Below are 14,520 nucleotides of genomic sequence, written 5' to 3'. Positions count from 1 at the left end.
TTGCCTTCGTCGAAGGGCATCCGCGCCGGCGTATGAACGGCATTCCGGTGGTATTGCAAGGCCATCTCCTGGCCTGCGGTTGTCATGCCGTGGCGAGTACTGCTCAGAATGTGCAGGTGGTTTAGACCGAAACTCCGGGCTGTTTCATTGTTGCAGGGCCGCTGGTGGCTCGCAGCGTGAAGCCCGGTCTCATGAGCCTAATGCTGCTCACTTAAGGACAAACACCGTATCTGTGGCGAGGGAGCTTGTCGGATCGCCGCACCGTCCCGCTGGGGCGCGAAGCGGCCCCTTCTTTTCCCTAAAGAGCAGGGGACTGCTGCGCAGTCCAGCGGGAGCAAGCTCCCTCGCCACAGGTTATTTATTGCTCGCTCTATCTCTTAAGTGAACAGCATTAGGCCTCATGAGCAGGCTGATGATCTATCCTGTGCCTCCCCCCGATTTCACCCCGGAGACACCTGTGCCCGCCCTCACCGCCCGCGAGGTTTACCAGCCGTTGCGCGATGCCGCCCAGGGCATTCGTACATTCAAGCGTATCGATGAATATTGCACGTCGAACCTTGTACAGGTCGACATCGACGGCTGGCGCCTGTTGCTCGATGTCGACGCCGGCCACTTGCGCCACTGCCTGCACGGCCAATGCCCCGATGGCCGCGAGTATGTGTTCGACAACGGACAGCGCTTCGGCACCGACCCGGTGAGTTTGCTCAGCACCTGGGAACTGGCGCAGATTGAGCGGCTGCTGGCCTGAATCATTCGCAACCTGTCGTTCCCTGGCCGCACTTGTGATACACAAGCCGGAGTGATTTCTGCGTCAAAGGAGATTCTGTCCATGCCCCGTTCCCCACGTCTTTCGCACTGGCTGGCCTGCACCCTGCTCGGTTTGTTCGCTGGCGGTGCCCAGGCCGGCACGACGCCCCCGGCACCCGATGCCCTGCAACCCTTGCTGGCGACCATGAACGAGCGCTTGAACATCAGTGAGCTGGTGGCGCTGACCAAGTGGGACAGCGGCAAACCGGTCCAGGACAATGCCCGGGAAGCGCAAGTCATCGCCAACGCGCGCAAGCAGGCGGACCAGCGCAAGCTCGACCCCGACGATATCGCCGACTTGATCGCTGCCCAGATCGAAGCCAGCAAACTGGTGCAATACGGCCGGCTCGCGCAATGGCAAGCGGCGCACAAGGCACCGGACACGCCACGGCCGGACCTCAACAACGACATCCGACCCAGACTCGACAAGCTGCAGAACCTGCTGCTCAATCAGTACGCCGCGTTCCTGCCCTACCGCAACGACCCGAACTGCCCGCAATGGCTGGCCACCGAACGCTCGGCGCTGATCAAGGATTACCTGCATGGGCAGGCAATGATTCGTGCGACCGGGGAGCTGTGTATTGCGGGGCGATAACGTCATATGAGCCGGGTTGAAACCCTCGCCAAAATTTTGCTCGGCCCATTGCTGCTGATGCAGGGCCTGTACACGCGACGGGTGACGCCGAGGCTGCCGGAGGCCGAAGGTGAACGCCAGGGCGAGGCCGGCAGCGGCGACGTTCTGCGCTTGTTGATTGTCGGCGACAGCGCCGCGGCGGGTGTGGGGGCGGCGACTCAAGGTGAGGCGCTCAGTGGTCGGTTGGTGGAGCGCCTGGCCGAGGATTACCGGGTGTCGTGGAAACTCTGGGCGCGCACCGGCCTGGATTCGCAAGGGTTGCTGGAGCTGCTCGAACAGCACGCCCCCGAGCCGTTTGATGTGGCGCTGTTGTCGATTGGCGTCAACGATGTCACCAGCTCGCTCCCCCTGGATCAGTGGCTCGCTCGGCAACAGCGATTGATGTCGCTGTTGTGCGACAGGTTCGAGGTGAGGCAGGTTGTGGTGTCGCCGCTTCCGCCGATGCATTTGTTCCCCGCCCTGCCACAGCCGCTGCGCTGGTTTCTGGGGTTCAGGGCAAGTCGTTTCAACGCACGGCTTGCGGATCTGGCCGCCGGCGTGGATCAATGCACGATGCTGACCACCCCGCTGGCGCCCGAACCGGGCTTGATGGCCAGCGACGGTTTTCATCCGGGGCCGATGCTTTATCGTCAATGGGCCGACGATGCCGCCAGGGTTATCGATCAACGCTTTCGCACCACAACAATAAAAACAGGAGTTGAAGATGTCTGAGCTGAACCTGAACCCCAATGTCGCCGCGTCCCTGAAGCAGTGGCACGCGATGATCGGCAACCGCGATTTGAGTGGCTTGCCCGAATTGCTCGATCCGCAGGCGGTGTTCCGTTCGCCGATGGCGCACACGCCGTATCCGGGGGCGCCGGTGGTGTCGATGATCCTCAACACGGTCATGACTGTGTTCGAGGATTTTGCCTATCACCGCGAGTTGGCGACGGCGGATGGCTTGAACGTGATTCTCGAATTCAGCGCCAGGGTCGGCGAGAAAGAGCTCAAGGGCATCGACATGATCCGCTTCAACGAACAGGGCAGGATTGTCGAGTTTGAGGTGATGGTGCGGCCGCTGAGTGGCTTGCAGGCGTTGGGTGAGGAAATGGGGCGGCGCCTGGGTGCTTATCTGAAGGCCAGCAGGGCCTGATTTCCCGATCCCCCAAAACTCCTGTGGGAGCGAGCTTGCTCGCGATTGCGGTGGGTCAGTGAGCCAGATGTTGACTGACACTCCCTCATCGCGAGCAAGCTCGCTCCCACAGGTTTTGTGTACAGCCTGAAATCATCACACCATCGGCTGGTGACTGGTCACGCAGTGAATGCCGCCACCGCCTGCGGAGATCGCGTCGATGTCGAGTTGCACCACCTTGCGGTCCGGGTAGAGTTCGGACAGCAGGTCGAAGGCTTTGTCATCGGCTTCTTCGTCGCCGAACTGCGGCGCAATGATCGCGCCGTTGATCACGAAGTAGTTGATGTAGCCGGCGGCGAAGTCCTGGTTGTCCTTGCTGAACTGGCTGTTGCGCGGGTTGAGCGGTGGCGAAACGGTATGCACCTGCAATTTGCGGCCATCGGCATCCGTGGCGTTTTCCAGGATCTGCAGATGGGCGCGAGTGACCTTGTAGTCGTAGGACTCGGGGTCGTTGTCGAGGTTGGCAATCACCACCCCGGGTTTGACGAAGCGCGCATAGAAGTCGACATGGGCGTCGGTGATGTCCTTGCCCTTGATGCCCGGCAGCCAGATGATTTTGCGCAGGCCCAGGCGTTCCTTCAGTTCCGCTTCGACCTCGGCCTTGCTCCAGTCGGGGTTGCGATTGCGGTTGATCCAGCTGCTTTCGGTCATGATCCCGGTGCCGTGGCCGTCCACTTCGATGCCACCGCCCTCGCCCACCAGTTCGCTGCGCTGGTACTCGGCCTTGGCGTTTTGCGCGACCAGGGCGGCCAATTGCGCATCGTCCTCATGCTGCTGTTTGTTGCCCCAGCCGTTGAAGTTGAAGTCCACGGCGCCGAGGTTGCCGTTGTCATCGACGACAAAGTTGGCGCCGATGTCGCGCATCCAGATGTCGTCCAGTTCGGTGATCACGAAGGTCGTGTTGCGGCTGCCGCATTTGGCTTCGGCCAGGCGCCGTTCGCTCTGGCGACAGAACACCGTGACCGGCTCGTACTCGGCGATGCTGCGGGCGATCCGGCCAAGGGCGTCTTGCACGTGGGGCGTGAAGTCCTCCCAGATCATGGCCTGTGCCCCGAAGGCGATGAAGGCCCGCAGGTGTTTTTCACCTTCATCGGGCATGTACCCGTTGCCTTTGCCGGCCGCGCGCACCGGCAGAGCGGCAAAGCCCAATCCCATGGACGCCACCGCGCCCAGTCCGGCGATGACCGATACCTGCTTGATGAATGTTCGACGTGTCGGCATGTGTTTTCCTGAAATCCGGGGTTTGGCCGGCCCGTGGGCCGGCCGGTGATCAATTGACCGTAGCAGTCTTGAACTTGGTCCAGGTGCGCATGCGTGCCCGCATGTCGGCCTGGGGGATGTCCTTGCCGGGAATCAGCCGCGCGTAGGTGGCTTCATCGAGGTAGATGTCCGGGTTGTTGCGCATCGCGGCATCGACGTCCGGCCTTGCCTTGGCGTTGGAGGTCGGGTAGCCGGTGAAGTTGCTGATGGCCGCCATGTTTTGCGGGCGCATCACGAAGTTGATGAAAGCGTAGGCGTATTCCGGGTGCCGGGCGTCGACGGGAATGGCCATGGTGTCCATCCACACCGTGGTGCCTTCGCGGGGAATGCGGTAGTGGAAGGTGGTTTTCTTGCCGGCGCTGTCGGCCGTGCGCTGCGCCTGGGTCATGTCGCCGCTGTAGCCGAGGGACATGCACAGGTTGCCGTTGACCAGGTCGGTCACCGGTTGCGACTGGAATTTGCGCACGTACGGCCGCATCTTCATCAACAACTCACTGGCCGCCGCCAGGTCCGCCGGTTTGCCGCTGCGCGGGTCGCGGCCGAGGTAGTTGAGCACCACCGCCAGCACTTCGTCCGGCGAGTCGATCATCGAGATGCCACAATCGGCAAACTTCGCCGCCAGCTCCGGCTTGAACAGCATGTCCAGGCTGTTGACCGGTGCGTCCGGCGCACGCTGGGCGATCTGTTCGGCGTTGTAGGTCAGGCCGATGGTGCCCCAGGTGTAGGGGACCGTGGCTTTGGTCGAATGCTCATAGTGCGAGCGCAGCTTCTGCAACCCGGGTTCGACGTCGTTCAGGGCAGTGATTCTGGACTGATCCAGGGGTTGCAGGCTGCCGGCGCGCACCAGGCGTTCGGCCACGGTGTCACCGGGGAAGATCAGGTCGTAACCGCTGCCGCCGGCGAGCATCTTGGCTTCCAGGGTTTCACTGCCGTCCATGACGTCGTAGATCACCTTGATCCCGGTTTCGGCGGTGAACCTGCTCAGGGTGTCCTCGGCAAAATAGTCGGCCCAGTTGTACAGCCGCAGGGTTTTCTCCTCGGCATGCAGCGCAGGCACCGCACAGGTCAGCGCCAGCCCCATGGCCAGGCACAGCTTGTTGATCGTATTCATGTCACACCCCTTGGGTTGCCCAGCGTGAGTGGATCTGACGACCGTCCTGGGTCAGCAAGGCGCCGTACATGTCCGGACGGCGGTCGCGGTAGATGCCCCAGGTCAGGCGGTCTTCGCGCATGGCCGCCAGGTCCAGGGTGTGGACCAGCACGCCGGTGCTGTCGCGGTCGGCTTCGGCGAGCAACTTGCCCTTGTGATTGCAGATGAACGACGAGCCGTAGAAGCTCATTTGCAGGGTCGGGTCGGTGGTCGCCGCTTCCCGGCCGACACGGTTGGCGGCCACCACCGGCAGCAGGTTGGCGGCGGCGTGGCCGCGCATGGTCATCTGCCAGTGATCGCGGGAATCGAGCGTGGCGCAGCCAGGTTCCGAGCCGATGGCCGTGGGGAACAACAGCACTTCGGCGCCCATCAAGGCCAGGCAGCGGGCGGTCTCGGGGAACCACTGGTCCCAGCAGATACCCAGGCCAATGCGCCCGAACGCGGTGTCCCAGACCCGGAACCCGCTGTCGCCGGGGCTGAAGTATTCCTTCTCCTGATAGCCGATGGCGTTGGGAATATGGGTCTTGCGGTACACGCCCAACAGGCGCCCGTCGGCGTCGGCCACGCTCAACGAATTGAAGTAGGCATTGCCGGCCTTCTCGTACCAGCTCAGCGGCAGCACCACGCCCAACTCTTTGGCCAATGCGGCAAAGCGCTTGAGCACGTGGCTGTCGCGATACTCCTCGGCCAGGGCCAGGTGCTTGTGGTGTTGCTCGATGCAGAAGTACGGCGTGGCGAACAGCTCCTGCAACAGGATGACCTGCGCGCCCTTGGCCGCGGCCTCGCGGACCAGTTGCTCGGCCTGGTCGAGGTTGTGTTTCAGGTCCCAGGTGCAGGGCATCTGGGTAGTGGCGATGGTCAACAGTGTCATGGCATCAACCCCGCACCGGCCAGGCCGGCTGTTGCTGGGTGATGCAATGCACACCGCCGCCGCCATGGGCCAGATGGTTGATCCGCACCGGCACCACCTCACGACCGGGGAACGCCTGCGCCAGCACTTCGGCAGCGACCTTGTCGGCATCGATGCCGTAGGCCGGCATGATGACCGCGCCGTTGGCGATGTAGAAATTGGTGTAGGAGGCGCAGAACACTTCGGCCTCGGTGTCCACCGCATCGGTGGCTTCATAGAGCTCGATCAGCTCGAATTTTCGGCCTTGAGCGTCGGTGGCCAGTTCAAGGGCGCGACGGTTCTCCCGGGCGACTTCGGCGTACACCGATTGTTGGTCGTGGGTGGCGTCCACCAGCAACACGCCAGGGCGGGCAAAGGCGCACACGCCATCGACGTGGCCGTCGGTCATGTCACCGGTCACGTAGTCCGGATCGCCCGGCAGCCAGATGGTTTTCTTCACGCCCAACAGGCGGGTGAAGATCTCTTCGATCTCGGCCTTGGTCACACCCGGGTTGCGGTTAGGGTTGAGCAGCACCGACTCGGTGGTGATCAGCGTGCCCTCGCCGTCCACATGGATGGCGCCACCCTCGTTGCTCAGCGCAGTGCCAAAACACTCCAGTCCCAGATGGTTGAGCGCGCGGCGGGCCAGGCTTTCGTCCAGATCGTGGGCCGATTTGCCGCCCCAGGAATTGAAGCGCCAGCTCACACCGGCCAGGCCTTGCTGCGGGTGGCAGACGAAGCTCGGGCCGGAGTCGCGGCACCAGCTGTCGTTGACCGCCAGTTCGATCAACTCGATGTTCGGCCCGCACAAGGCTTTGGCGCTGGCGACGGCTGAAGGATCGACCACCAGTTTCACTGGCTCGAAACGGGCGATGGCGTTGGCCACCCGGGCGAAGTCTTCTTGAACCTGGGGCAGCGTCACCCGCCAGCCCGACTCCCACAGGGCCTTGTTGTGCGGCCAGACCATCCAGGTGGCGGCGTGGGTGACCCATTCGGCCGGCATCGTCCAACCGCTGTTTTGAATACCGTTCTGCTGCATGACAAGTACCTCTGAGTTAAGTCATTGTGTTCAATGAAAACGCCCTTGGCGGTCTTGGCATGCATGCTACGGCTGGAAAAACGGGCCAACAAACGATGGATTTTGCAGACATCTGATTAGAGGAGCTTATCGATATGCTCAAACACTGGCCGCCCCTGAGCACCCTGCGCGGCTTCGAAGCCGCCGCCCGGCTGGGCAGTTTTCACAAGGCCGCCGAAGAGTTGCACCTCACCCAGTCGGCGATCAGCCAGCAGATCCGCAGCCTTGAGGCGTACCTGGAACAACCGCTGTTCTATCGCAGCGGGCGCAGCGTCAGCCTGACCGATGCCGGTCACGATCTGCTGAGCACCACCCAGGCGTTGTTGCAGCAGCTGGCGGTGGGCATTCGCCGGCTGGGGCAATACCAGAAACCCAATCAACTGGTGCTCAACACCACCCCGGCGTTCGCCCGGCACTGGTTGTTGCCACGTCTGGGGGATTTCCGTCGCCAGCATCCGCAGGTCGATCTGTGGATCTTCAGCACCGATGAGGTGCCGGACATGGCCAGCCAGACCATCGACCTGGCGGTGCGCGATGACATCAGTTCCCAGGCCGAATGCAGTTTCAAGGTGCTGCACGCCGACCGCCTCTATCCGGCGTGTCACCCGAGCCTTTTGGCGGTGCCGACAGAACAGCGCACCACCCTGCACGGCGAGCGGGAAATGGACTGGAGCCACTGGGCGGTGGAATCGGGCATCGATGTGGGGCAGATGGATCAGGGGCTGAACTTTTCCGATCCAGGGCTGCTGCTGGACGCCGCCTGCACCGGGCTCGGCATTGCGCTGGTGAGCCAGTTGCTGAGCCGGCAGGCGCGGGCCACCGGGCTGTTGCAGCCGATGGTGGAACAAACCATCCGCGGCCCGAACTGGGCGCTGCTGACCCACCGTGACAGCGAGAACACGGCGATGGCACGCAGCTTCACTCAATGGCTGGTGGAGAACCTGGGCGAGTGATTACTGCGCCGGAAACGTTTGCAGATAGGCCAACAGGTCTTCGATTTTTTCCGGATCGCTCAGCCCCCAGAAAATCATGCGCGTGCCGGGCACCACTTTCTTCGGCGCTTCGAGGTAGGCGATCAGGGTTTCGCGATCCCAGACCAGGTTGGCGGACTTCATCGCGTCGGAATACACATAGTCCGTGGTGACGGCGGAGTGGCGACCGATCACGCCATTGAGCTGCGGGCCGAAGAAGGCGCGAGCCGATTCGCCGATCTGATGGCAGCCGCTGCAGAGGCGCTTGAAGACCTTCTCCCCGGCCTGGACATCGCCCTCAGCCAGGGTGGGTGTGCTGAACAGGCCGGCGGTGAGCGCCAGGGCGAAAGTCAGGGCGGCGATTTTCTTCATGTTGCGGTTCCAGTCTGCGAATGCTCGCTATTGGAACATGGCAGCTGAGGATATCCAAAATGGTCAAGTGGGCACGGCCCCTGTGGGAGCGGGCTTGCTCGCGATGAATTCGAAGGCGCCGTGGGGTGTCAGGCTCGCCGCGTTATCGTTGACGACCATCGCGAGCAGGCTCGCTCCTACAGGGGATCTGTGTACTGACTTATTTTTTGCTGTGCGAGGTGTTGAGTTCAATCGCCGCCTGAATCAACGCCGTCAGCGCCTTTTCATCGATCTGCTCGCCCTCGCGAACATCGATGGCACGGCGGGTATTGCCTTCAAGGCTTGCATTGAACAGCTTCGACGGATCGTCCAGCGATGCGCCCTTGGCGAAGGTCAGCTTGACCACTTGCTTGTAGGTCTCGCCGGTGCAGAGGATGCCGGCACGGGACCGGGCGCGGGGCGGGTTTTCACGGTATCGAACCATAACCCGGCGCTGGAGGCCAGGAAAACGGCAGGGACGATGTGCCGATCCGACAGGCTCCCTCGCCACAATTGTTCATTTGTCATCGAATTGTCATGCACCGACCGCCATACTCAGCTCATCCAATGCGTGCTTTAACTTTCTGCTGCCTCTCCCGGCGGCTTTTTTTTTGCCTGAAATGGCGCTTACAGGCATTCCTGCGCCGCACGCTCGAAACTGGACGGCACGAAGGTCGACGCCAGCAGCTTGCGCTCGTACAGGAACACCTTGCCGCCGTTCGAGGCCTTGTAGGTTTCAAGCACGTTGTCCGCCGCCACTTTGCTCGATACGACGATCCGGAAGCTGCGCTGGGTCTGCGACACCGTGGGCGCCAGTGCATCGTGCTGCAACTTCGGCACCACGCAGTGGGTGTATTCCTCGGGCGACTTGCTGGTCTGCAAGGTCAGCGTCGGATTGTTCGGCGTGGCGCAACCGGCCAGCAACAGCGAGGCGAAGGCCAGGGTCGGGGCAAAAAAAGTGCGCATGAGTCAGGTCCTGAAATGCAATCTATGGTGAATTGGCTGGTTAATGGGTTGCTGCGGTCAATCCGGCGGAGACCAGCGCGCTCAACGACGCATCGAAATGTTTCAACGCGGTCAGTTGCAGGTCGCGTTGCTGTTCGATTTGCGCGGCAATCTCGGGCGCGGTCTTGTCATGCACCCACACCGACGGCAGCTGTTTTTCCACCGTGCCTTCGGCCTTGCCGATGTATTGCAGGCTGGCGTCGTAGAACCGCGCGGCGAAACGCGCCTCGACCCGGTCGTTACGCTGGGTCAGCAACTGGTTGTGGGTATCGAGCATCACCACGACATCGGGATGGGCCTGCACCAGGGCATCGAGGCTGTCGTAGACCGTCACCGACAGAAAGGTCTTGTGCAACGAACTCAGCAGCCAGTCGATGGCCAGTTGCGGATCGGAGCTGTCGACGAAGGCCTGGCGAATTCGTGCATCCAGTGCGTTCTTCGCGCCATTGACGGCCACCGAGTGGTATTGCTCAAGGTATTGCAGGTTTTCCACGGTGTTTTCGCTGTAGAGCACCCCGACCGTCTGACCGTATTGCAAGCCGCCCTGGCTACCGGTGATGGGCGGCAGGTGGCAGGCGCGTGCGTCCTCGGCAAAGGCCGATGCGGTAGACGCAACGCTGCCCAGCAACAGGGCAATCACAGCCAGTCGGGTCAAGATTTTCATCGCGCAGGTTCCTTGAGCAGCGTGTTCAATGCCGGCAATTTTCCGCCTTTGCGCAAAAAACAGAACTTGCGATGCTTGATGGTGACTATTGACTGAACCAATAGTGCGGCGGCGCCAGCACAGGCCTCTGGCGCAAACTTACCGGTCAATGTCGAACAAGCGGCTGTGCCGGGCGCCCACTGTTGATTACAGTGGCGACTGCCCTGAAAACCTGATCAAGGAGTGAAACAATGGTGACCTGCTACCTGAAATACGTGCTCGACCCCTACCAGCTCGACGCCTTCGAGCACTACGGCAAGTTGTGGATCCCCCTGGTGGAGAAGTTCGGCGGCCAGCACCACGGCTACTTTTTGCCTTCGGAGGGCGCCAACAATATCGCCCTGGCGCTGTTCACCTTTCCCAGCCTGGCAGCCTACGAACATTACCGGCAGCAATCGATGAACGATCCGGCGTGCATCGCGGCGTTCAAATACGCCGAAGACCGGAAATTCATCCTCAGCTACGAGCGTTCGTTCATGCGGCCGGTGTTTGCCTGAAAGGCTTGCTGACTCAGTCTTTTTTCAGATCCAGGCAGTAGGTGTAGTAACCGGGGTCGCGCACCCAGCCCAGGGATTCATACAGGCGCTGGGCGGTGACATTGTCGGTGGCGGTTTCCAGGGTCATGCCTTTGCCACCGGCCAGCCTTGCAAAATCCCGGGCGGTGTTCATCAGCAAGGTGCCGACGCCTTTGCCCCGGGCCGCGGGCGTGGTGAACAGGTCACCTAGCAGCCAGGTGCGATGGGCATCGATCGAGGAAAAGGTCGGGAACAGCTGGACGAAGCCGAGGTTTTCACCGTCGGTGTCCCGGGCAAGAAAAATCACCGATTCATCCCGGGCGATGCGCTCGGCGATGAAGGCGCGCGACTGCGCCAGGTTCGACGGCTGCTCGTAGAACATCCGGTAGGCGTCAAACAGAGGGGCGATCTGGTCGATATGCGATGCGTCGGCGCGCAGGGCCTGAATAGCCATGAGGGTGCTCCATTGCGGTCTCAAGGATTTACAGACTAGCAATGGCCAGGAAACAACGACGCACTATTTTCCTGAAAGCACCGAGATCCCTGTGGGAGCGGGCTTGCTCGCGAAAGCGGTGGATCAGTCACATCTCTGTTGAGTGTGCTGCCGCCTTCGCGAGCAAGCCCGCTCCCACATTAGGTTTGCACATTGATTGCGGGTTGCCGTCAGACCCGCACATTACGCCCCGGCAACGACGTACGCTGGCTGCTTTCCCAACCTTCCACCAACCCCACCGGCACATCCGACGCCGGCAGCATCTGCACGCCACGCACCAGGTCGGACGCCCGCTCGGCCAGCATGATGGTCGGCGCATTGAGGTTGCCGTTCGGCTCGGTCGGGAACACCGACGAATCGATCACCCGCAGACCGGCGATGCCGCGCACGCGCAATTCGGAATCAACCACCGCCATGTCGTCCTCGCCCATGCGGCACGAACCGCAGGGATGGTAGGTACTTTCCAGGTTGTCGCGCACGAAGGCATCGAGGTCTTCATCGCTGGTCACCTGCGCGCCGGGGGCGATTTCGCCGTCGCGGAAGCGGTCCATGGCTTTCTGGCCGATGATCTCGCGGGTCAGGCGAATGCAGCGGCGGAAGCCTTCGCGGTCCTCTTCCCGCTCCAGATAGTTGAAGCGAATCTCCGGATGCTCGTACGGGTCGGCTGAGCGCACGCGCACGTAACCACGGCTTTTCGGTTTGTTGGGACCGGTGAGCACCATGAAACCATGGCCCTTGATCGGCTTGTTGCCGTCGTAGCGCATCGCTGCCGGCAGAAAGTGGAACTGGATGTCCGGCCAGCGCAGGCCTTTCTCGGAGCGAATGAAGCCACCGGCCTCGAAGTGGTTGGTGGCGCCCAGGCCGTCCTTGAACAGCAGCCAGCGCAGACCGATCATCAGCTTGCTCAGCGGGTCCATCTTGCTGTTGAGGGTCACCGGTTCCTTGCAACCGAACTGGATGTACACCTCGGCGTGATCCTGCAGGTTCTCCCCTACCCCCGGCAGGTCATGGCGCACGCCGATCCCGGCCTTGCGCAGGACGTCCGCCGGGCCGATGCCGGAGCGTTGCAGCAGGTGCGGCGAGCCGATCGGGCCGGACGAGATCAGCACTTCGCGGTTGCAAAGCACCTGGTGGGTCTGGCCGCCGTGGTCATACATGACCCCCACCGCACGCTTGCCTTCGAGGATGACCTGGCGGGTCATCGCATGGGTGATCACCGTCAGGTTCGGACGGCCCATGGCCGGACGCAGGTAGGCATTGGCCGTGGAGCAGCGCACACCGTTTTTCACGGTCATGTGCATGGCGCCGAAACCCTCTTGCATGTAGCCGTTGCAGTCTTCGGTCTTGATGTAGCCCGCCTCCGCGCCGGCCTCGACCCAGGCGCCGTACAGCGGGTTTTTCATGTGGTTGCCGTTGGTGGTGTGCAGCGGTCCGGTCTGCCCGCGATAGCTGTCACCGCCCGACTCGTAGCTTTCGGCGCGCTTGAAGTACGGCAGGCAGTTGCGATAGCCCCAGCCTTCGGCACCCAGGGATTCCCACTCGTCGAAATCCAGCGCATGGCCACGGATGTACACCAGGCCGTTGATCGAAGACGATCCGCCCAACACCTTGCCCCGTGGGCAGTGAATGCGCCGGCCGTTGAGGAAAGTCTCCGGCTCGGTCTCGTAGCGCCAGTTGTACTTCTTGGTGTTCATCGGGATCGAGAAGGCACTGGGCATCTGGATCACTACGCTCTTGTCGCTGCCGCCGAATTCCAGGACCAGCACCGAGGTGGCCGGGTCTTCGCTCAGGCGGTTGGCCAACACACAACCTGCCGAGCCTGCGCCAATGATGATGTAGTCGTATTTTTGCGTGGTCATGCTTATCTCCCGACCGTCGATTCAGTGAATACCGGCAGTGGCTGCTGTTTGTGGGTCAGCGTGTCGCCGGTGGTGTATTGCGGGGAGGTTTTCTCGATCTGCTGGATCACCGCTTCTTCGCGCTTGAGGTCTATCGAGCGGCTCAGCCAGTAGTAGGCAAGGCCCGAGACGATCAGCCCGACCAGCCAGGCGATGTCGATACTGCCCAGTGCCTTGGCGAGCGGGCCGACATACACCTCGCGCTGTTCAACGCCGTCGAAGATGTAGAAGAACGGGATCATCGAGATAAAACCGATGGCATAGGCGGCGATGCCGCGCAGTCCCCAGCTGCCATAGATGTTGCCGTGGGGCATGAAGAAGTGCGGGATGGCGTAGCGACCCTTGCGCACGAAGAAGTAATCGGTGAGGTTGACCGAGGTCCAGGGCACCAGGAAGTACAGCATCACCACCAGGTAGATCCCCAGCACCGACAGGCCTTTGCCCGAACTCTGGATGCTCAGGGCCACGCCCAGTTGCAGCAGGATCACGAAGCCGATGGCCAGGATGCGTGCCTTGCGGGTGGGCTCGATGTGCTTGATCGAGTCGACGCAGGTCAGCGTGGTCAGCTTGGCGCTGTAGATGTTCATCGCGATCACCGGCAGGAACGCCAGGATGGTGACGACCACCACCGCCGTGCCCATCAGTGGCGACACGGTGTTGCCGACTTGCCCCAGGGCCACCAGCACGTCAGTGGTATGCAGGTGATCGGCCAGCCAGCCACCCACGGAAATCATCCACGCGCCGGACAGCGAAGCCCCGAGGAACACCACGGCGATCAGCTTGCCGCTGGAGGTATTTTTCGGCAGGTAGCGCGAGTAGTCCGACACATAAGGCGCGTAGGCGATGTTGTAGCTGGCGGCCGCCGCAAACTGCGCAATGAAACCGGTCCAGTTGAAACCCAGCGGCTCACGGGCCACTTCGCCTTCCGCGAGTGCCGGCAGCACCGCATCCGGCACCCAGCCCATCAGCACCGCCATGGTCACCAGGCCATACAGCGGCAACGACAGGAACAACGCCCATTTGAAGCTGCGGTGCATCCAGTCATGACCGAGGATTGCCAGCACCGCCGCCGGGATGGTCACCGCCACCGCGATCACCGCTGGGCTGAAACCGAACAGCGTGTGCAACCCCTGCATCATCAACACCAGATTGACGATGTTGAAGCCGGCGAACACGAACAGCGTCGCCAGCAGCACCAGGATCACCCCGCGATAACCGAACTGCGCGCGGGACTGGATCATCTGCGGCAGGCCCAGGTGCGGGCCTTGCGAACCGTGAAACGCCATGAACAGCGTGCCGAACATGATGCCCAGCGTGCCGGCCAGGGTGGTCCAGAGCGCGGTCAGGCCGACGCTCGGGCCGACGAAGCCGATGGTCATGGTGAAGAAGGTGAAGTTGCCGAGAAACCAGAACGGGCCCTGGCTCGACAGTTTGTCGGTGCGTTCGTTCTCGGGGATGAAGTCGATCGAATGGCTTTCGACGACGGGTTTGTCATCGAGGCCGGACACGCTCGGGGCTGACTTGGCGTTAGTGTTCATGATGGTCTCTTATTGTTG

At 62.0% G+C, this 14,520-nt stretch carries 16 protein-coding genes and 2 pseudogenes; 7 read left to right on the top strand and 11 right to left on the bottom strand.

From position 1 onward, the window contains the following. The 5 genes and pseudogenes from PMI26_RS32085 to PMI26_RS00775 all read left to right on the top strand — a co-directional run. Positions 1-125, top strand: a pseudogene (locus PMI26_RS32085) (PAAR domain-containing protein); the annotation flags it as partial. Between the two features lie 332 nt (positions 126-457). Continuing rightward, positions 458-748 (top strand): DUF7693 family protein, encoded by a 291-nt coding sequence (locus PMI26_RS00760; RefSeq protein WP_033048506.1) that lies wholly within the window; start codon positions 458-460, stop codon positions 746-748. An 81-nt stretch (positions 749-829) separates the two neighbouring features. Further along, complete coding sequence (locus tag PMI26_RS00765) at positions 830-1,402, top strand: chorismate mutase (protein ID WP_007980699.1); 573 nt, start codon at positions 830-832, stop codon at positions 1,400-1,402. Positions 1,403-1,408: 6 nt separating this feature from the next. Further along, entirely contained in the window at positions 1,409-2,152 is a 744-nt protein-coding gene (locus PMI26_RS00770; protein ID WP_007980696.1) for an SGNH/GDSL hydrolase family protein, read from the top strand. Further along, on the top strand, positions 2,145-2,573 hold the full coding sequence (locus tag PMI26_RS00775) for a nuclear transport factor 2 family protein (protein WP_007980695.1): 429 nt from the start codon (positions 2,145-2,147) through the stop codon (positions 2,571-2,573). Before PMI26_RS00770 ends, PMI26_RS00775 begins: the two co-directional genes overlap by 8 nt. Positions 2,574-2,708: 135 nt before the next feature. Here PMI26_RS00775 and PMI26_RS00780 read toward each other — a convergent pair whose 3' ends face one another. The 4 genes from PMI26_RS00780 to PMI26_RS00795 are packed head-to-tail and all read right to left on the bottom strand — an operon-like array spanning position 2,709 to position 6,950. Continuing rightward, complete coding sequence (locus PMI26_RS00780) at positions 2,709-3,833, bottom strand: agmatine deiminase family protein (protein WP_007980692.1); 1,125 nt, start codon at positions 3,831-3,833, stop codon at positions 2,709-2,711. Positions 3,834-3,882: 49 nt separating this feature from the next. Beyond that, positions 3,883-4,983, bottom strand: coding sequence for an extracellular solute-binding protein (locus tag PMI26_RS00785; RefSeq protein WP_007980690.1), 1,101 nt, complete (start codon positions 4,981-4,983; stop codon positions 3,883-3,885). 1 nt (position 4,984) lies between these two features. Continuing rightward, positions 4,985-5,893: an N-carbamoylputrescine amidase gene (gene aguB / locus PMI26_RS00790; RefSeq protein WP_007980688.1), complete on the bottom strand. Its 909-nt coding sequence runs from the start codon at positions 5,891-5,893 to the stop codon at positions 4,985-4,987. A gap of 4 nt (positions 5,894-5,897) precedes the next feature. Further along, positions 5,898-6,950, bottom strand: coding sequence for an agmatine deiminase family protein (locus PMI26_RS00795; RefSeq protein ID WP_007980686.1), 1,053 nt, complete (start codon positions 6,948-6,950; stop codon positions 5,898-5,900). Between the two features lie 134 nt (positions 6,951-7,084). Between PMI26_RS00795 and PMI26_RS00800 the strand changes: the two genes are divergently transcribed. Beyond that, positions 7,085-7,942 carry a LysR substrate-binding domain-containing protein gene (locus tag PMI26_RS00800; protein WP_007980683.1) on the top strand — a complete coding sequence of 286 codons (858 nt, stop codon included), beginning with the start codon at positions 7,085-7,087 and terminating at the stop codon, positions 7,940-7,942. Here the strand turns inward: PMI26_RS00800 and PMI26_RS00805 are convergent, their stop codons facing one another. From PMI26_RS00805 to PMI26_RS00820, 4 genes and pseudogenes are all read right to left on the bottom strand, one after another. Beyond that, complete coding sequence (locus tag PMI26_RS00805) at positions 7,943-8,332, bottom strand: c-type cytochrome (protein WP_007980681.1); 390 nt, start codon at positions 8,330-8,332, stop codon at positions 7,943-7,945. A 199-nt stretch (positions 8,333-8,531) separates the two neighbouring features. Then, positions 8,532-8,759 (bottom strand): annotated as a pseudogene (locus PMI26_RS00810) (DUF1801 domain-containing protein); the annotation flags it as partial. A gap of 218 nt (positions 8,760-8,977) precedes the next feature. Next, entirely contained in the window at positions 8,978-9,316 is a 339-nt protein-coding gene (locus PMI26_RS00815; RefSeq protein WP_007980675.1) for a hypothetical protein, read from the bottom strand. 40 nt (positions 9,317-9,356) lie between these two features. Next, a complete protein-coding gene (locus PMI26_RS00820) occupies positions 9,357-10,019 on the bottom strand; it encodes a hypothetical protein (protein WP_007980673.1) in 663 nt (220 codons plus the stop codon). Positions 10,020-10,249: 230 nt separating this feature from the next. On the opposite strand from PMI26_RS00820, the gene PMI26_RS00825 reads away from it, so the two are divergent. Continuing rightward, on the top strand, positions 10,250-10,555 hold the full coding sequence (locus PMI26_RS00825) for an NIPSNAP family protein (RefSeq protein ID WP_007980671.1): 306 nt from the start codon (positions 10,250-10,252) through the stop codon (positions 10,553-10,555). Between the two features lie 13 nt (positions 10,556-10,568). On the opposite strand, the gene PMI26_RS00830 is transcribed toward PMI26_RS00825, so the two are convergent. From PMI26_RS00830 to PMI26_RS00840, 3 genes are all read right to left on the bottom strand, one after another. Continuing rightward, the gene (locus PMI26_RS00830) at positions 10,569-11,027 is read right to left on the bottom strand and encodes a GNAT family N-acetyltransferase (RefSeq protein ID WP_007980669.1); all 459 of its coding nucleotides are present in this window, start codon (positions 11,025-11,027) and stop codon (positions 10,569-10,571) included. Between the two features lie 209 nt (positions 11,028-11,236). Continuing rightward, positions 11,237-12,925, bottom strand: a complete 1,689-nt coding sequence (betA, locus tag PMI26_RS00835; protein ID WP_007980667.1) for a choline dehydrogenase — start codon at positions 12,923-12,925, stop codon at positions 11,237-11,239. A 2-nt stretch (positions 12,926-12,927) separates the two neighbouring features. After that, complete coding sequence (locus tag PMI26_RS00840; protein WP_007980664.1) at positions 12,928-14,502, bottom strand: purine-cytosine permease family protein; 1,575 nt, start codon at positions 14,500-14,502, stop codon at positions 12,928-12,930. Between the last annotated feature and the right edge of the window lie 18 nt (positions 14,503-14,520).

The organism is Pseudomonas sp. GM33 (assembly GCF_000282295.1).
Taxonomy (GTDB): Bacteria; Pseudomonadota; Gammaproteobacteria; order Pseudomonadales; family Pseudomonadaceae; genus Aquipseudomonas; species Aquipseudomonas laurylsulfatiphila.
The sequence above is the reverse complement of the archived record's forward strand: the minus strand, read 5'-3'. Positions and strand labels throughout refer to the sequence as shown.